Raw genomic sequence first — 18,701 nt, forward strand, 5'->3', positions numbered from 1 at the left:
AGTTTGCGTACATCAGCAATAGAAGAAAGGAAGACAAGTCTATGGAACAACCGGAACAACCCCGAATTTGGCCGGATCGATTCAAACGATTTTTTTTGAATAATAAGTTTGTCCTATTCCTGTTGATTCTGTTATTGGTCGGGTTGAACGTTATGGTGATGACGAAGATATCCTTTGTTTTTCATCCCGTTGCAGTGTTGATCAAAACCATTGTATTACCCATCATTTTGTCTGGAGTACTGTACTATCTGCTGAATCCGTTGGTTGATGTGATGGAGAGGTGGAAAATTAAGCGCGGCTGGTCAATATTGATTCTGTATCTCGCTATAGGCGGTATTTTGACTGTTGTCGTGCTTGCTGTTATTCCTGTATTGCGTAACCAGATTATGGGTCTGATTGCGAACTTCCCAGCATATAGCACACTGGTGCAAGAGAAATTTGTGCAGCTCACAGGAAGTGAAATGTTCAACCAGGTTCAAGAAACTATCAATTTTAATTTTGAAGATCTATGGGCTACAATCTCTGCGCGCGCTACGGAGATTCTGAATCACACGTGGACGGGAATTGGAGATTTCTTAGGGGTATTCACAGAGACTGTACTGTCGATTGTGACGGTTCCGTTCATTCTGTTCTACCTGCTTAAGGACGGCAAGAAGCTTCCGGCGAAAATTTTGTCCTTTTTACCAATCAAGAGCCGTACAGGTGCGATGCATGTGCTTGAGGATATTAACCATCAGATCAGCTCGTTCATTCGTGGACAGATCATCGTCAGCTTCTGTATCGGTGTTCTGCTCTATATTGGTTACATGATCATTGGGCTGGACTATGCATTGATTCTTGCTATTATTGCTTCATTCACCAGTGTGGTGCCGTATCTCGGTCCTGCTATTGCCATTACACCAGCGTTGATCGTAGCGCTTGTTACATCACCGGTAATGCTACTCAAAATGATTGCTGTCTGGACGATTGTGCAACTGATCGAAGGCAAGTTCATCTCGCCACAGATCATGGGTAAAACACTGAAAATTCACCCAATCACTATTATCTTTGTTATTTTGACCTCAGGTAACCTGTTCGGCGTAGTCGGCATCCTGTTGGCTGTACCGGGTTATGCGGTATTGAAGGTATGTATTTCCCACATATTCAATTGGTTCAAGAGCAGTACAGGTCTATATGACCCGAACAAAAACAATCTATTGTAGAGGTAGTTCAAAAAGGACGCTTTTGATTACGAAGGATGCCTGACGGCATCTCAGCGTCGAAGATGGTTTTCAGCCGAAATGTCCGTTGCTCACGTAGATTACCTACGCTCCGCTACTCCATTTCTAACTTCATCCCATCTTCTCGGTACTGAAAACCGCCCTTTTTGAACATCTATTGTAGAGGTAGTTCAAAAAGGACGCTTTTGATTACGAAAGATGCCTGACGGCATCTCAGCGTCGAAGATGGGTTTCAGCCGAAATAAGTGGAGGCTTACGAAGGTTGTTTCCTTCGGAAACAATGTAGTTGCTCACGTAGGTTGCCTACGCTCCGCTACTCCATTTCTAGCTTCATCCTATCTTCTTGGTACTGAAAACCGCCCTTATGAAATAGAACCCCCGCCTGTCGGCTTCCTGCCGATGGACGGGGGTTCTTGTTTGTTCAGCAGGTTAGGGCGTGTCTGCAAACTCGCTGAAGTGCATCTTTTACCGCCTTTTCGCCCCCTGCTGCGTCAGTTCCCCTTGACGTGCCCCGGCACGCCTGCGGAAAACTTCCTTGCTTGGAACGAAAATTCGGCATAATCTGCGTCCTTCGGAGTTCTCAGACACGCCCTAGCTATACCTAGCCATGCTTAATATGCTGGAGCGTTTGCAGGAAGATCTGCTCAATATGTGTATCATCCAGGGAATAATACACTGTCTTGCCCTCTTTGCGCCGCTTCACAATGCGCATATTACGTAGTGACCGCAGCTGATGTGAGATGGCCGACTGTCCCATATCAAGCAACACCGTAAGATCATGCACACATAATTCCTTTTGCAACAGAGCATCAATAATACGTAGACGCGTCGGATCACTGAATGCCTTGAACCAATCTGCCATTTCGGAAGAAGTCTCCCGATCTATTAGAGATGTACGAATGGTCTGCACATCCGCCTCGGTACCTGAGCAGGCGACGTCGCATTCGGATACAGCTTTAACCGGTTGTTCCATTACCTATCACCGCCTATATTCAATCAACACTGGATAACTTGTTATACGATATACGCCTATTATATCCAAAAATCGTCTAAAGCGAAATGATTACTATTAGCATAATTTGTATGAAAAATCAATTGCGAATGTTGACACTTGTATTTAGGCATGCATATAATGAGGATAAATGAATACATGAATGATTGCTCATACATTATATTGAATGGATTATTTGACTATATAAGTTCGTTCAAACAAACTTTTTACACGAGAACGGAGAGGACAGAAATAACATGAAGAAGCGGAGCGTTCGGCTGAAAGCTTTCTGAAAGAAAGCTACATCGGAAGCATAGGCTATCACCGGATTTTCCCTTTGAAGAAGGGAATCAAAAAAATCTGGGGATAACAGCGATCGGAAGGTTATTCTGTCATCGAAGTGGTAAGTGTAAGCATGCTTTAATTGAACTGATATAGTTTCGCAACTGCAAAGGGGAGAATTCACATGGGAACTGGATCAGAACAGGTGAAGAGGGAACTGCTGCTAGATGGGTTAGATTGTGCGAACTGTGCGTTGAAGATTGAGAATGGTGTCAAAAAAATTAGCGGCATTACCGAATGCTCTGTTAATTTTGTAACCAAAACATTATCGCTGCACACAACATCAGATATGGATGAACAGATTGTGGAGGAAGCGAAGCGTAAAGTCCTGCGGTTAGAGCCACATATTCGTATCTCGGAAAAAGGCAAAACGTCTACCGCTGATCGCTCTACAGCAGGGACACTTCAACATCAGGGTCATGCTCATGGGCACGATCATGAACATAACCATGGAAGTCATGATCAGCATACTCTTGACCATGCGCATTCAACTGCAGGCAGTGGTCACGTTCATGAGCATAGCCACCATAGCCATACTCATAACCACGATCATGACCACGATACCCACGCTGAGCACCAGCACGGTCACGAAGGTCATGCTCATGCAGGTCATTCTCATGAACATGGAGCTGGGCAGACCAAAGTGCTACTCGCTAGGCTTACAGCAGGTTCGGTTCTTATGGCGGCTGCAATCTGGTCTCCTTTAGAAGGGTGGGCGCAGCTTGCGTTATTCATTGTTGCGTATTTGATTGCAGGAGGAGATATCGTTCTCCAAGCAGGTAAGAATATATTACGTGGTCAGGTATTCGATGAATACTTCCTGATGTCCGTTGCGACAATTGGAGCTTTTGCCATTGGTGAATATCCAGAAGGGGTCGCAGTAATGCTCTTCTATCAGCTTGGTGAGCTGTTCCAGGGTATGGCGGTTAACCGTTCACGAAAATCGATTCAGTCGCTGATGGACATTCGCCCAGATTATGCTCACATCCTGATCGGTACAGGGGATGAGACGAAGCGAGTATCTCCTGAAGAGGTTCGAATTGGAGATCGTATTCTTGTAAAAGCGGGAGAGAGAGTTCCGCTGGATGGTGTCGTGAAGGCGGGACACTCGATGGTGGATACGTCAGCTCTAACAGGTGAATCCGTACCGCGGGAATTGGAGCCTGGAAATGATGTACTCAGCGGTTTTGTGAACAAAAATGGGTTGCTGACAATCGAAGTGACCAAAACATTTGGGGAATCAACGGTTTCCAAAATCCTTGATCTCGTGCAGAATGCTAGCAGTCGTAAAGCCAAAACGGAACATTTTATAAGTAAATTCGCCCGGTATTATACACCGGTTGTCGTTATCTTGGCTGCGCTGATTGCATTGGTTCCACCTCTGCTCCTTAGTGGAGCTACCTTTGCAGATTGGATCTACCGGGCCTTGGTCTTCCTGGTGATCTCCTGTCCTTGTGCGCTTGTGGTGTCGATCCCGCTTGGATTCTTCGGCGGTATTGGAGCGGCTTCTCGTAATGGGATCCTGGTGAAAGGCAGCAACTATCTTGAAGCATTGAATGATGTAAAAGTTGTTGTTTTTGACAAAACGGGCACGCTAACCAAAGGCGTATTTAAAGTCACAGCTATTCACCCAGAGGGTGAGCGTACGGAAGAAGAGCTTATGCGGCTAGCTGCTATTGCAGAAGCCCAATCGAATCATCCCATTGCGGAATCTATTCGCGCTGCATGGGGACGAGAGATTCCAACCGAAGGTGTGAACGGATACGATGAAGTCGCCGGACATGGCATCAAGGTTAAGGTAGATGGAAGAGAAGTACTGGCAGGCAATGCCAAGCTGATGCAGCAGGCGAACATCTCCTACACTGCTCCGCAAACGTTGGGCACTGTCGTTCATATTGCCGAGGCAGGAATGTACGCAGGACACCTGATCATCGCTGATGAAGTGAAAGATGATGCTGCGGATGCGATCCGAGCATTGCGTAAGCTGGGTATTCGCAAAACGGTCATGCTCACTGGGGACGCGAAGGCAGTAGGTGAAGCAGTCGGGCATGATCTTGGTGTGGATGAGGTCTACGCGGAATTGTTACCTCAGCACAAAGTCGAGCAATTGGAGAAGCTGGAAGCAGCCAAGTCACCGAAGGAGAAAATGATCTTTGTCGGTGATGGGATCAATGATACACCGGTACTTGCCCGGGCTGATGTAGGTGTAGCTATGGGGGGACTCGGTTCAGATGCGGCGATCGAGGCTGCAGACGTTGTGATTATGACGGATGAACCGTCCAAGATTGCTGGTGCAATCCGCATTGCCAAGCGAACTCGCGTCATTGTATGGCAAAATATCGGATTTGCCCTTGGTGTCAAAGCCATCTTCCTGTTGCTCGGTGTATTCGGAATTGCGACCATGTGGGAAGCAGTATTCTCGGATGTAGGCGTTACGGTTCTTGCTGTTCTCAACGCGATGCGGGTACTGCGAGTACAGGAAAGCTAAGTTTTCGAAACGCTCCGGGGCGGCTCTTCGTATATACGTAGAGCCGTTTTTTTGTTTTTAATAGGTCGTGGTCATTTATGATGGGGAAGCTCAACAGAAGAAAGGGGAAAGGCAGTTTTGGCTGGATCGATTTTAGGGATAATATGTGGGGTGTGTTATTTTATACTGGGTTTCATGATGTTCAAGAAACCACCGAGAGCAATTAACGGAATCTACGGTTATCGTACACCAAGAGCGATGAGTGATCCGGAATTGTGGAAGGAAGCGCAGCATTATGCCTCGAATCTGATGATGCAGTTTGGCTTTATCATTCTGGTATTCGGGATTCTTGGATTTTGGTTTACTGAAGTACAAGCACTGGTACTGAGTCTGGGGTCATTAGCGTTCTATACGATTCGATTGTTTGTGAAGGTTGAAGGGCGTTTGAAGGAGTTACAAAGTAAACCTAAAAAGAAGCAGCAGGATGCATAATATAAATAGGCATAGCACCAACCGGGGGACTCGCACAAGCGGGTCTTTTTTTGTAACCATTAAAGTAGGTGTTCACGAATAAACATAGAATTATGCTGGTTATAAAATAGAGAGATGTTTATGGATGATTTAACCAGAAATGAAACATTTATTTAGTATAATAGGAGTACAACCCATTTTGAGAACAGGGGGAGCTAACATGACGAATCAAGAAATTCCACAGCCAGAAAGAGAAAGAGAAAGAGAAAGAGAAAGAGAAAGGCTAGCCCGTGAAGAATTAAAGAATAATCCAACGGGAACGATGAAGGATGCATATGATCGGGCTACAATTGGCAATCTAGGAGAACTAGTAAGCACCTTAGGATGGAAGGGCATCGGGATAATCATATTGATTATTTTGATGGGGATCGCAGTAAAGTCGATTTTCTTTTGATGTTTTAGAAGAGGAGGTTCATATCAAATTTCGTGCGATTAAAATCTAACGTTGACGTTAACGTTACAATTATATATAATTATGTGCATAACATTACAGACATATAAGTGAGGTGAAGGAAATGAGTTTGTATAAAATTGATGATGTGGCTAAGGAAAGTGGACTAACCAAGCGTACAATCCGGTATTACGAAGAGATTGGGGTCATGCCTTCACCTCAACGGACGGATGGTGGCACGCGATTATACACCTGGGAGGATATTACGTATCTGAAAAAGGTTGTTCGCGCCAAGGAGGTACTGGGTTTCTCGCTACAGGAGCTACATGCTTATGTCGCAACATCAGATGCGCTGAATGAACAGCGTTTTGACTATCAGCAGACGATTGAAGTTCAGGAGCGCATTGAGAAGCTGAGCAAGATGGAGACAACATTGAATGAACAACTGGAGTTGATTGAACAGAAACTTCATAGCATTCATGCCGTGCAGAGTGAACTGGAGGAGTTACGAGAACGGGTTCAGACAGGCATTCAGCGGTTGCAGGAACAGAATCAAGACCAAGGCGCTTCAGATCGAGTCCAAGACGGATAAATAGCAGTACGAAAGATAATGTGAATGTGATCTGAAAGAAAAAGGGCGACCAGCCACATGAAATAAAATATATATATATAGCTGAGAACATAAGCACCGCCCATGTCGGTGTTCTTTTGTTCCGTTTTGATTGCGTTTTTTATGAAAGTGAAATGTAATTTTCATCTGTTTACAAGGGCTAAAGCATTAAATAATGAACCAACCAAGCAACACGATTACACAGACCATCATCAGGAGGAATTAGTTATGAAAAGAGAACCATCGCTACCTGACGAATTACCGTCATCACGCGCAGGGCTGTTATCACAGCCGAGAGCCGTATGGGCCGTAGCCTTCGCTTGTATTATATCGTTTATGGGGCTCGGACTTGTCGATCCAATCTTACCTGCCATAGCGGATCAACTGCATGCATCCAAAAGTCAGGTTTCCCTGTTATTTACGAGTTACAACGCGGTCACAGGTATTGCTATGCTGATTACCGGTGTTGTATCCAGCCGGATTGGTGTGAAATGGACGCTACTGAGCGGTATATTACTCATTATCATTTTCTCCGCTCTTGGAGGAACCTCGGATACGGTAGGTGCTCTGGTAGGATATCGCGGCGGCTGGGGTCTTGGTAATGCATTATTTATCGCAACAGCATTATCTGCCATTGTTGGTCTATCCACATCAGGGACAGCCAAAGCGATTATTTTGTACGAGGCAGCACTGGGACTTGGGATCGCAGTAGGTCCGCTGCTCGGTGGTGAACTTGGCTCCATCTCATGGCGCGGTCCATTCTACGGTGTAGCTGTGTTAATGGCCATTGCGTTTATTAGTATTACATTTATGCTGCCTAAGGTAGCCAAACCGAAAACAAGAAGTTCCTTATCTGATCCGTTCAAGGCACTTCGTTATCCATCTCTCAAAACATTAGCGATTACCGCTTTCTTATATAATTTTGGTTTCTTTACATTAATGGCTTATTCACCATATGTCATGAATCTGGACGAGCATGGTCTAGGATACGTGTTCTTCGGTTGGGGACTGGCGCTGGCGATTACATCCGTATTCGTAGCTCCTAGACTGCAACGCCGATTCGGATCGGTTCCATCCATGAGTGTCATGTTAACCTTGTTCGCTATTGATCTGGTTGTGATGGCAATAGGTACAGTCATGGGCTCCTCTACAACCGTCATTGTGGCTGTTATTGTAGCGGGTATTTTCCTAGGCATTAACAATACGCTAATCACAACTGCTGTCATGGAAGCGGCACCTGTGGAACGTTCCGTAGCATCTGCGGCGTACAGCTTTGTTCGTTTCTTGGGCGGTGCGCTTGCACCGTGGCTTGCAGGTAAATTATCCGAGTGGTATATGCCGGAGACACCGTTTTATTTTGGCGCGATCATGGTGCTGATTGGTGTGGTTGTTCTATTGGTTCGCCGCAGCCATCTGCGTGAGATCGATTCGGCTATTTCGCATCATTGATATCGAGGAGGAAGCGACATGATTGAACGAATACTTGTAGCGGTGGATGGATCGGATCATGCTCATAAGGCGCTGGAGGCAGCGGTCGAACTAGCAGAGGGCATGCAAAAAAATCCGCAATTGCTCATTGTACATGTGAATCCATCAATATCTATCAATGAGCCTGCGCTGGGCGTTGATCTGGAGGCTAGAATTGCCGAAGAAGGCAGACATATCGTTGAGCCGGTTCATGCGTTCTTGTCAGGACGTTTTGTCCCAGCTGAGACACTTCTAGTAGCCGGAGATCCTGTGAATGAGATTTGCCGGGTAGCACGTGATCAAGAATGTGGGCTAATCGTCATGGGTGCGGGAGCCAAAGGTATGCTGGCTGAGATCGTACTTGGCAGTGTGAGTCACGGAGTCTTGAAACATGCTCATTGTCCTGTACTAACAGTTAAATAGCACTATAGCTGCATGATAAAGAGCTTATATATGAGCTTTACGTCTCAAGGCATCTGAGATTGTTGCTTAGATAAAATAAGCAATATTAAGCCGCTCTACTGGGTTGAGAATAATAAAATAGTGTATAAATAAATAGGGTGATCCCGTGTTAATTTATATGTTCATCTTGTAGTAATGAAGGGATGGAGGATACAGCAATGAAAAAACAACATCTGTTTATCGGGGGGAAACCTACCGAGTCTATACAATATAAAGAGCTGCAGGCACCTTATTCCGGTGAGACACTTGCGGAGGTTGCTACGGCTTCAGCAGCGGAGACGGAAGCAGCTATTGCTGCGGCAACCCAGGCTGGAGATACAATGCGCCGAATGCCCGCACATCAGCGTGCGGATATCCTATATAAGCTTTCAGCGCTGCTCCAGGAACGCAAGGATGAGGCTGCGCGAGTTATTGTTCTGGAGGCGGCGAAGCCAATTACAGCCGCATTAGCCGAGGTAGAACGAACCATTGAGACATACCGTTTTGCAGCAGAAGAGGCGAAGCGACTGACTGGCGAGACCGTACCCATGGATGCAGCCAAGGGCGGAGAAGGACGTGTCGGATTCACGATGCGCCAGCCGCTCGGTGTCATTGGAGCAATTACGCCTTTTAACTTCCCGATGAACCTGGTTGCGCACAAGGTTGGACCGGCGATCGCAGCGGGTAATACCATTGTGCTGAAACCAGCAGAACAGACCCCATTGTCCTCATACTATATCGCTGATCTACTTCAGGAGGCAGGCTTACCAGATGGTGTTCTGAACGTGGTTAGTGGAGATGGCAAGACGATTGGTGATGTGCTCGTGGCTGATCCACGTATTGCCCATATTACTTTTACAGGGAGTCCTGCTGTAGGGAAGAGCATTCGCAGCCAGGCTGGGTTGAAACGAGTGACGCTTGAGCTTGGATCGAATGCCGCGGTTATTGTGGATCGGGATGCGAATCTTGATAAAGTAATCCCTAGAAGTGTAACAGGCGCATTTACTTATCAGGGACAGGTGTGTATCTCTCTCCAACGGATCTATGTACACCGTGAGATCGCAGATGAATTTATTCGTCGTTTTGCTGAGGCAGCTAAGCAAGTCGCCATAGGTGATCCCTTGAATCCGGATACAGTTGTGTCTGCGCTAATATCAGCGAAGGATGTACAACGTACACAAGAATGGATAGCCGAAGCGAAGCAGGCAGGAGCTGAAGTGGTGGCTGGGGGCGAAGTACAAGGTGGGATTCTGCGTCCTACTGTGCTAGTCAATGTACCCCGCGACGCCAAAGTATCTTGTCAGGAGGTATTTGCTCCGATTGTGGTCATTAATACGATTGATTCGATTGAAGAAGGTATTGAGCATGTGAATGATTCCATCTATGGACTGCAAGCAGGTATATTCACGAATGACATTCAGACCGCTTTGTATGCGGCGGAACACATTGAAGCTGGCGGTGTCATGATTAATGATATTCCTACATTCCGGGTTGATCATATGCCATACGGTGGTGTGAAGCAGAGCGGTATGGGACGTGAAGGTGTGAAATACGCGATGGAAGAGATGACGGAATTGAAATTTGTCATGTTTAACAAAAATTAAGTACATCCCATAACATGTCTGAACTCCATAGTTGCAGACCAGGACAGGAGGTGTTTGAAATGGCATATACTATCGCTGACGTATCCGGTATGTCCGGAGTAAGTTTGGATGAGTTAAGTCAATATGTGGATGCTGGGCTGTTGACCCCGGCGTTTGTCGGAAGTGACCCGAACGACATGTATTATGAGAAGCCGGAACTGTTGAAGCTCCAGCAGATACTGTTCTGCAAGGAACTTGGTGTGGAGCAGGAAGAGATCGGCTCAATGCTACAAGAAGATCCGTATGACATGATTCAAATGATGCAGCAGCAACGTATTCAAATGCTAGAAAAGGCACTTCGCTTGCATGGTCTAATACAAACACTCGACAAAACGATATCCCATCTGCAAGGGGAGCAAGAAATTGAAGAGAGCGCACTATACGAGGGATTTGTTGAGCCGAGACAGCGTAATATGTTACTGCAACAACCTTCATCGCGTGCTGATGAGATGCAGCGTCCGAAGCTGGGTGAGATGAACTCAGACAAGCCTAGGCATAATCCGTCGCCTGAAAACACGCTCCAAAGTGTGCAGCTTAAGACGAAAAGAGACTATCTGGACTCCCAGGAGAAGATCGATGGAATCAATCGTGATCTGCATCAGGCCATCGAGGATGGATTATCTGCGGATAGTCCCAAGGTGCAGCAGATTATTAGTAGACACCTGGAATGGGTCAAAGGGTACTACACACCTACAGCCGAGATCTACCGGGAGTTAGGTAATCTGTACGTTGAACATCAGAATTTCCGCCAAATGTATGACGGATATCATCCTAAGCTTGCTGAATTCTTAAGGGATGCGATGATCATTAAGGCGGAACAAGAATTGTCTTAGATGCATAACATGTTGAAGGGCGAGCAGAACATGGGTGTATGAAGATGGCAAATGAAAAAGCACAGTCCAGTTGCGGACTGTGCTCTTTCATTTGTCGAATTTTCCGTTGGTATGAGGCAAGTGAGCCTCACAAGCTTCATGCGTAGAGAGTCGCACAAGACCTACTTACAGTTGGTCTACGAGAAGTTGCACTGCTTGCTCCAGGAAGATTCGGTCTTCGTCGTCAAAACGGTTCTTAATCGGACTGTCGATATCGAGTACTCCGTATAGTTCTCCATTTTTAATAATCGGTACGACGATTTCGCTGTTGGATGCAGCATCACAGGCAATATGGCCTGGAAAAGCATGTACATCGTCAACGACGAGGGTACGTTTTTCTGCAGCGGATGTGCCGCATACACCGCGTCCAAGTGGGATACGGATGCATGCAGGCAGTCCTTGGAATGGACCCAGTACAAGTTCTTTGCCATCATACAGATAGAAGCCGACCCAGTTGGTATCGGTCAAAAATACATTGAGCAGCGCCGCTGCGTTTGCCAGATTGGCAATGGCGCTAGGTTCATCGCGAATCAGAGCGCTTAACTGTCCCAGGACGGCGTTGTGCTGCTCGCTTCGTGTTCCTTCATAAGAAACAGCTTGAAACATGGTTAATCACCCTCCCGAGCAAAAATGGTACTTATTTTCAAGATAGTGTAGTGTATGTCGTTAGTCAAGCGGAGGATTTTGAAAACGAAGGAACTAAGCTGTAAATTCCTCCTGTTTCTCTGCTTCTTCACTGGGGTAATTACTTAGCAATCACAGAGGGCGAACCCTGGAAGGAGATTGACTTATGCACGCAGAGGTACAGAATCTTTTTGTACGGATTCATCTTCTATATTTGGCACAGCATCAGGATTTGACGGTTGGTGACGCATTGCCCTGGCTGGAAGAACGGGGATATCGTGTGGGAGAGCGGGAGATTAAGCAGGAGCTTGAACACCTGACCCAAGAGAATTTCCTGACTGCTCATGGAGACCAGTGGAGCCTTACAGGCACAGGCATTGAGGAGTATAAGGAAATTACGACTGTACTCGGCCGAGTCAGCAATGAATTGCTAGCGACAGGTACCGAAGCGTAGATACCTAATCGTGAAGACATCATTGGGACAAGCTCTATGGCTTGAATGTGTCCGATGAGTTGAGCAATATGTAGAGTAAGACCGGGAGCACGATGTGTCCCGGTTTTTTTTGATGTTATAATAGAGGCTGTTCAAACGGCATCCTTCTATCATCATCGTACTTTTTTTGAAATGTACGAATGAGGATTAAACCGTTGCCATCATGCGCAGGTTATGGTTAGATAATTAGTGAATTTTTATGGTCTTTAGAGATGGATCGGATCGGAGAGTATGTTGATGTATAAATGTAAAGGTAGAATCCCTGAGCTTGAGACGGGGCGGCTTCGATTGCGCAAAATGCGACGCCGGGATGCTGCTCAGATGTTCGCGTGCTGGTCAGATCGAGAGGTGACTCGTTATATGAATCTTGCGCCAATGGTTGGGGCAACCGAAGCCGCGGATATGATTGGTCTGCTTAACCAGATGGCGGGAGAAGAGGATGCGATCCGTTGGGGAATAGAGCTGAAAGAGACAGGACGCCTTATTGGAAGCTGTGGATTCAATACATGGCAACTTGAGGGCGCATTTCGCGGTGAGATCGGCTATGAGCTAGGACGTGACTACTGGCGGCATGGGTATATGTCGGAGGCGTTCTCGGTACTGCTGTCCTTTGGATATGAGACGATGGGACTTAATCGCATTGAGGCGCTTGTGGATCCACGTAATGCGCCGTCAGGTGGATTTCTGGAGAATATGGGATTTACGAAAGAGGGATTACTTCGTCAAATTCAACATACGTCTACAGGTTACAAAGATATGTTAATGTATTCTTTACTCTATGATGAATGGCTACGGGCGCGTAATAACAAATAAAAAGATTCAACTAGACCTTTTACACGAGAACGGAGAGGACAGAAATAACGTGAAGAAGCAGGGCGGTCGCCTTTATCACCGGATTTTCACTCTAAAGAGGGAATCCAAAAAATCTGGGGATAACAGCGATCGGAAGGTTATTCTGTCATCGGAGTGGTAAGTGTAAACATTTTCTAGTTGATATAGAAATGAAGAGAGAAGGGTTCCATTGAATACGACGGGAAATTCCAAACGCAGTCTCATTTTGGCGGGTTTGCTGCTAGCTACCTTTTTGTCCGCCATTGAAGGTACGGTCATTGGGCCCGCAGGGCCAACGATCGTTAGTGAATTGGGCAGTGTGCAACTGCTTAGCTGGATCTTTACAGCTTATCTGCTCACAATGGCGGTTAGCACCCCGATTTTTGGTAAAATCAGTGATTTGTATGGGCGGAAGCCTGTATTCTTAATCGGATGTGCTCTGTTTATACTCGGTTCGTTACTATGCAGTTTCTCGCAGAATATGGAGATGCTCATTGTTTTTCGTGCAATCCAGGGGATTGGCGCAGGTGCCGTAGTGCCTGTGACATTTACGATTATTGGAGATATCTATCCCATTGAGGAACGGGGCAAAATCCAAGGCTGGATTAGTTCTGTATGGGGAATTTCATCTCTGGCCGGGCCGCTATTAGGTGGTTATTTTGTAGATAATCTAGGTTGGCAATGGATATTTGGGTTCAATGTGCCGTTTGGTTTGTTAGCGATGTGGTTTGTATTTCGTTATTTGCATGAAAATGTGTCACCACGTACTGCCAAAATTGATGTTATGGGTGCGTTGACCTTCACTGTTGGGATTACAGCTCTGCTCTTTGTTTTGTCAGCGGGTGGACAGTATTATGCGTGGAGCTCTCCGTTGATTTTGGGACTCAGCGCGGTAGCTGTAGCTTTTATCGTATTATTCTTCATGGTTGAAAAAAGAGCCGAGGCTCCGATGGTTCCACTTCACCTCTTCCGCATTCAAGACATTCGTGTGGCGAATATTGCTGGGCTCTTAACGAGCTCACTGATGATCGGTCTTACGAGTTATCTGCCGCTGTGGGTGCAGGGTGTGCGTGGGGGAAATGCGACTGAATCCGGATTGTTGCTTGCACCAATGTCTGTTGGCTGGCTGATCGGCAGTGTGTGGGCAGGTCGACTCTTAATGAAGATTGGGTCGCGTATGACGTCTCTCATCGGACTGACTGGCATTGTGATTGGTTCAGGCGGATTATTCCTTGTCGGCGGTTCATCGCCGCAGTACGTGTTGTTTGTTCTGACCTTTATCTATGGGCTTGGTTTTGGTTTTGCATTCACAATCTTCACCATCATTGCACAGTCATCTGTAGGATATCGGGAACGGGGTTCATCCACAGCACTACATACGTTCATGCGTACACTGGGACAAACGATTGGTGCGGCAGCTTTTGGTACATGGTTGAATTATCGAATCTCAACATTATCCAGTGCACAAAATCTTGCAGCTGCCGGTATCTCCGATCGGGATCTGAATGAATTGCTGGCACCTCATACGGAAACGGTTTTGTCCGACGATCAATGGCGGTTGTTGCGAGGTGTACTTGAGGGAAGTTTGCATTCCTTGTTCATTATTATGTTTGTAATTGCGATTGTGTCTTGGGTTGCTACGCTGGCTCTGCGCAAACGTCTCATGGTTCCAGAAGACGCAGATGCCCCACAGCAAGTACAAGGCTCCGTGCAAGTGGCTGGTGTGAAAAAGGAGAAAAAATAGTGGGGATGGCTATCCATCGCTAAGCGTAATAAATAAATGAAGGCAGCCTAATGAGGCTGCCTTTTTGCTACTTGTTAAGTTTGCTATAACTATTTAAGTTAATTAGCTATTAGCTGATAACCGATCTGCGCCAATCGCCAGTCGCTCTAGTAAGTCAGCGAGCATCGTCTTGTCTTCTTCGCTCAAGCCACTGACAGCACGATCAATCTTGTGAGCATAGCCTGGATAGATATCATCCATTGTGCGCTGCCCTTCCTCTGTCAATTCCACAAATATAATCCGTCTGTCCTGAGGACAGTGTTTACGGTGTAAAAGTCCTTTTTGCTCTAACTTATCAATAACATACGTAACATTACCACTCTGTAAGAGAAGCTGTGCTCCAACCTGTTGAATAGGCTGTGCCCCCTTCATATACAGAACTTCAAGTAAACCATATGCTGTAGGATTGAATCCATGCACTTTGCTTCCAGATACAGCGTGTTCATTCACGCTCTTAAATGTCTTGGCCAAGGTGCGGTACAGATGAAGAGAACGTTCTGTTTCAATTTCTTGTAATTCTAGCATGCTGATCCCGCCTTTACAGTTAGTTATATGGGGTGATACGTTGACGTTTGACGATTTCGAATTGTCGCCATGACTGTATTGTAAACCTCTAATTCTACGAAAAACATGCGATATGTCACAAGATCTGCATTTTTAGCATTTAAAATTTAATCATTAATCAAATTCAAGAAAATACATATGTAGGTGATCCAATCTCCGATTTATAACGTAACAGAAAGAGAAGAAGGAGCTAGGAGTGCAATATTAAATAATGGCATTCCCAATAATGAAATGAAGGCGGCAAAATACTTTAAATTTAAAGTTTTTGCTACGATACCGTTTGAGTAAACGCCTTCACGTTTAATGAGGAGCAGGCACAAATCCCTGTATTCTAATTATTCCTAGGGGAAAACTCATATGCCTTGTCCCACCAACGCAACAAGCGAAAGGGGGTGAAGCAACTTGAAGGTAAAGCTACCCAAATCGATCGTACGTCTTGCCAGCATACCACTGGTTGTCATTACAGGAGCCTTGGTAATAAGTTTGGGTTCATCGCATGTTTATGCGGATGATGCTCAGGCCGCTTCAGAAAAATCCCCCAATGGATTGTCGTTGAATTTGTTTTCACGTGATTCAGATGGTGGGTTGAACTTGACTCCATCAGTATCGGTATCAACACCATTACTGGATGTTGAGGTTCCGTCGATCAAAGCGGATGCTTCGGCAGGCAAGCTGAGTGTATCTGAGCTTAAGGTAGATACACCGCTTGGATCGGCTGGAACATCGGAGATTGGTATCGATGCAAATAAAGGAACTGTAGAATTACCGTCCGTGCAGGCGGATACACCGATAATTCGGGCAGATGTATCAAGCAGTGAGGTTAACCTGAATGAAGGAACAGCTTCTTTGCCTAGCGTTACCGCAGAGGTACCCGAGGTCATTCAAGCAGAGACGTCTGCTCTGAAAACAGACCTTCGGCAGGGCAAGGTTGAACTACCTTCCGTGAAGGTGGATGTACCTGAAGTGACTTCGGTGGATGTCTCTTCCTCTGGTGTCGATCTGCGTAAAGGTACAGTGCAGCTCCCATCGGTGGAGGCAACAGTTCCAGCCGTAGGCATATCCACAAAACTCGATTCCGGTAAGGGATCGGGGGACATTCCTAAGGTGAAGCCGGAACAACCTGAGAATACATCAGAACAGCCAGTGGATGTGAAAACACCGCAAGCTCCAATTCCGAATACGATTGAATCTTCTGATCTGGCATCGTCCCCGGAAAACACGGAAGGACAAGATGTAGTGCAGGTTACAGGCAAGGTGACTGAAGTTACCCCTGAACCTCTCCGTCCAGAAGGTATTGTCCCGCAGGCATTGCCTGTGGAAAGAGCCGATCTGATTCAACACTCTGATGTGAATGTAGGATTGCCAGATAACGAGCAGTTTCTAATCGATCAATTATCTGTGAAACCGATTGTTACTGAGCAAGTACAGAGCAAGACAGATGCAAGTGTGAGTAAAGCAGACACACGTGTAGTGTCTCCCTTGCAACCACGTGCAGAGCAACCAACAAGCTGGAATGTTGCAGTAACTTCTCCAGCAGTTAGTGCTTATGCAGGTACAAGCTCCGGCTCGTCTGGTGCAACTGGAGGTGGAGCAACTGCTCCGGCCGCTGCACTTCCGGGAGCAATAACGAACCAAGTTTTGTCAGGTGATGATGTTGGCTTTCGAATAGAACAGCTCGATGGGTTCAGTCAATGGTCACAAGCGCCGCCAGGTCGGCCGCCGCAATATACCTCTTTCTCTTAGGCAACAATGGCGTTAATTCAACCAAAAATGAGAAGGAGTGTATATTATCATGAAAAAAGTGAATCGTTGGGTAAAATTGTCGGTGTTTTCGGGTACGTTGGTCGCTGGATTGCTGGGAGCTACGCAGGCAACTTATGCAGATAGTTATAGCAATAACAGCAATGGTAATCTGGATCTGAATGCAGGTTTGCGTCTAGAGTTAGGATCTCTACTGTCAGGACAACGTGACACAGGTTACGGCAATCAAGGCAGCTATGGAGGTTCATCTAGTGCAAGCGGAGCTTTGAACTTGGATCTAGGGCTGAATGCTGGTGTATCCTCTGAGAGTACAAGCCGTTACAATAGTCATTCTTCCGATTATACAAGTGAGCGCACTAGCTCAGGCAAGTTGGGTCTTGGCCTGAATGCCAATGTCTCGGGAGAAGGTACAACGATGAGCGATTATTCACGAAACGGCGATGAGCGTAATGTGAACAGCAGCTATGCGAGCGAAAGTCGTGGCGCGTTGGATCTCGGTCTGAACGTAAATGCGGAAGGTGAGAGTGCAACATGGGCTCAATCTGAACGCGACAACAGCGTGAATGACCGTGAACGTACGACGAACAACAGCTACGCGAGTGAAAGCCGTGGCGCGTTGGATCTCGGTCTGAATGCAAAAGCGGAAGGTGAGAGTGCAACGTGGGCTCAATCTGAACGCGATAACAGCGTGAAAGATCGTGAGGACAGCACGAACAGCAGCTATGCGAGCGAAAGCCGTGGCGCACTAGATCTGGGTCTGAACGCTAATGCAGAAGGCGAGAGTGCAACAATGGCTCAATCTGAACGCAACAACAGCGTGAATGACCGTGAACGTACGACGAACAGCAGCTACGCGAGCGAAAGCCGTGGTGCATTGGATCTCGGTCTGAACGCAAAAGCGGAAGGCGAGAGTGCAACGTGGGCTCAATCTGAACGCAGCAACAGCGTAAATGACCGCGAGGACAGCACAAACAGCAGCTACGCGAGCGAAAGCCGTGGCGCGTTGGATCTCGGTCTGAATGCAAAAGCGGAGGGTGAGAGCAACACATGGGCTCAATCTGAACGCGACAACAGCGTGAAAGATCGTGAGGACAGCACGAACAGCAGCTATGCGAGTGAAAGCCGTGGTGCGTTGGATCTGGGTCTGAACGTAAATGCGGAAGGCGAGAGTGCAACATGGGCCCAATCCGAACGCAATAACAGCGTGAATGACCGCAAAAACAGCACGAACAGCAGCTATGCAAGCGAAAGCCGTGGCGCACTGGATCTCGGTCTGAACGCAAAAGCGGAAGGTGAGAGTGCAACAATGGCTCAATCTGAACGCAACAACAGCGTGAAAGATCGTGAACGTACGACGAACAGCAGCTACGCGAGCGAAAGTCGTGGTGCGTTGGATCTTGGTCTGAACGCAAAAGCGGAAGGTGAGAGTGCAACGTGGGCTCAATCCGAACGCAACAACAGCGTGAAAGACCGTGAGGACAGCACGAACAGCAGCTATACAAGCGAAAGCCGTGGTGGACTGGATCTCGATCTGAACGCTAATGCAGAAGGTGAAAGTGAAACGATGACTGTGGTGGAGAACAATCGGTAATATGAGATTTTCACTGTAATAGGAAGAAGCAGGGGCTCCGGAACCCCTGCTTCTTTTTTTTCTATAATGAAATGCTTAA

Annotated in this window: 17 protein-coding genes; 14 read left to right on the forward strand and 3 right to left on the reverse strand. The window is 46.7% G+C overall.

All coding sequences use genetic code 11. The annotated features are described in order from the left end of the window. Positions 1–41: 41 nt before the first annotated feature. Positions 42–1,202 carry an AI-2E family transporter gene (locus V6W81_RS03110; protein ID WP_338541514.1) on the forward strand — a complete coding sequence of 387 codons (1,161 nt, stop codon included), beginning with the start codon at positions 42–44 and terminating at the stop codon, positions 1,200–1,202. A gap of 619 nt (positions 1,203–1,821) precedes the next feature. Here the strand turns inward: V6W81_RS03110 and V6W81_RS03115 are convergent. Next, positions 1,822–2,193, reverse strand: a complete 372-nt coding sequence (locus tag V6W81_RS03115; protein ID WP_056697248.1) for an ArsR/SmtB family transcription factor — start codon at positions 2,191–2,193, stop codon at positions 1,822–1,824. Positions 2,194–2,677: 484 nt separating this feature from the next. Between V6W81_RS03115 and V6W81_RS03120 the strand changes: the two genes are divergently transcribed. From V6W81_RS03120 to V6W81_RS03155, 8 genes are all read left to right on the forward strand, one after another. After that, the gene (locus V6W81_RS03120; protein ID WP_338541515.1) at positions 2,678–5,041 is read left to right on the forward strand and encodes a heavy metal translocating P-type ATPase; all 2,364 of its coding nucleotides are present in this window, start codon (positions 2,678–2,680) and stop codon (positions 5,039–5,041) included. A 117-nt stretch (positions 5,042–5,158) separates the two neighbouring features. After that, positions 5,159–5,512, forward strand: a complete 354-nt coding sequence (locus V6W81_RS03125; protein ID WP_145052213.1) for an SdpI family protein — start codon at positions 5,159–5,161, stop codon at positions 5,510–5,512. Positions 5,513–5,711: 199 nt separating this feature from the next. After that, a complete protein-coding gene (locus V6W81_RS03130) occupies positions 5,712–5,945 on the forward strand; it encodes a DUF6366 family protein (RefSeq protein WP_338541516.1) in 234 nt (77 codons plus the stop codon). A gap of 121 nt (positions 5,946–6,066) precedes the next feature. Then, on the forward strand, positions 6,067–6,534 hold the full coding sequence (locus tag V6W81_RS03135; protein WP_338541517.1) for a MerR family transcriptional regulator: 468 nt from the start codon (positions 6,067–6,069) through the stop codon (positions 6,532–6,534). Between the two features lie 246 nt (positions 6,535–6,780). Next, entirely contained in the window at positions 6,781–8,001 is a 1,221-nt protein-coding gene (locus tag V6W81_RS03140) for an MFS transporter (protein ID WP_338541518.1), read from the forward strand. An 18-nt stretch (positions 8,002–8,019) separates the two neighbouring features. Next, on the forward strand, positions 8,020–8,442 hold the full coding sequence (locus tag V6W81_RS03145; RefSeq protein WP_338541519.1) for a universal stress protein: 423 nt from the start codon (positions 8,020–8,022) through the stop codon (positions 8,440–8,442). Positions 8,443–8,639: 197 nt separating this feature from the next. After that, positions 8,640–10,064, forward strand: a complete 1,425-nt coding sequence (locus V6W81_RS03150; RefSeq protein ID WP_338541520.1) for an aldehyde dehydrogenase family protein — start codon at positions 8,640–8,642, stop codon at positions 10,062–10,064. Positions 10,065–10,123: 59 nt separating this feature from the next. Next, positions 10,124–10,936, forward strand: a complete 813-nt coding sequence (locus tag V6W81_RS03155) for a MerR family transcriptional regulator (RefSeq protein WP_338541521.1) — start codon at positions 10,124–10,126, stop codon at positions 10,934–10,936. Between the two features lie 165 nt (positions 10,937–11,101). Here V6W81_RS03155 and V6W81_RS03160 read toward each other — a convergent pair whose 3' ends face one another. Next, positions 11,102–11,581 carry a GAF domain-containing protein gene (locus tag V6W81_RS03160; RefSeq protein ID WP_056697222.1) on the reverse strand — a complete coding sequence of 160 codons (480 nt, stop codon included), beginning with the start codon at positions 11,579–11,581 and terminating at the stop codon, positions 11,102–11,104. Between the two features lie 184 nt (positions 11,582–11,765). On the opposite strand from V6W81_RS03160, the gene V6W81_RS03165 reads away from it, so the two are divergent. The 3 genes from V6W81_RS03165 to V6W81_RS03175 all read left to right on the forward strand — a co-directional run bounded on the left by V6W81_RS03165 (position 11,766) and on the right by V6W81_RS03175 (position 14,667). Continuing rightward, entirely contained in the window at positions 11,766–12,053 is a 288-nt protein-coding gene (locus V6W81_RS03165; RefSeq protein WP_145052233.1) for a hypothetical protein, read from the forward strand. A 270-nt stretch (positions 12,054–12,323) separates the two neighbouring features. Continuing rightward, entirely contained in the window at positions 12,324–12,905 is a 582-nt protein-coding gene (locus tag V6W81_RS03170; RefSeq protein WP_370874929.1) for a GNAT family N-acetyltransferase, read from the forward strand. Between the two features lie 208 nt (positions 12,906–13,113). Continuing rightward, positions 13,114–14,667, forward strand: a complete 1,554-nt coding sequence (locus tag V6W81_RS03175) for an MDR family MFS transporter (protein WP_338541522.1) — start codon at positions 13,114–13,116, stop codon at positions 14,665–14,667. 102 nt (positions 14,668–14,769) lie between these two features. Here V6W81_RS03175 and V6W81_RS03180 read toward each other — a convergent pair whose 3' ends face one another. Continuing rightward, on the reverse strand, positions 14,770–15,231 hold the full coding sequence (locus V6W81_RS03180) for a MarR family winged helix-turn-helix transcriptional regulator (protein ID WP_056697214.1): 462 nt from the start codon (positions 15,229–15,231) through the stop codon (positions 14,770–14,772). A 441-nt stretch (positions 15,232–15,672) separates the two neighbouring features. Here V6W81_RS03180 and V6W81_RS03185 point away from each other — a divergent pair, with 441 nt between their 5' ends. Both V6W81_RS03185 and V6W81_RS03190 read left to right on the forward strand, forming a co-directional pair. After that, positions 15,673–17,013: a hypothetical protein gene (locus V6W81_RS03185; RefSeq protein WP_338541523.1), complete on the forward strand. Its 1,341-nt coding sequence runs from the start codon at positions 15,673–15,675 to the stop codon at positions 17,011–17,013. 49 nt (positions 17,014–17,062) lie between these two features. Then, positions 17,063–18,622, forward strand: coding sequence for a hypothetical protein (locus tag V6W81_RS03190; RefSeq protein WP_338541524.1), 1,560 nt, complete (start codon positions 17,063–17,065; stop codon positions 18,620–18,622). Positions 18,623–18,701: the final 79 nt, after the last annotated feature.

The organism is Paenibacillus tundrae (genome assembly GCF_036884255.1).
GTDB lineage: Bacteria > Bacillota > Bacilli > Paenibacillales > Paenibacillaceae > Paenibacillus.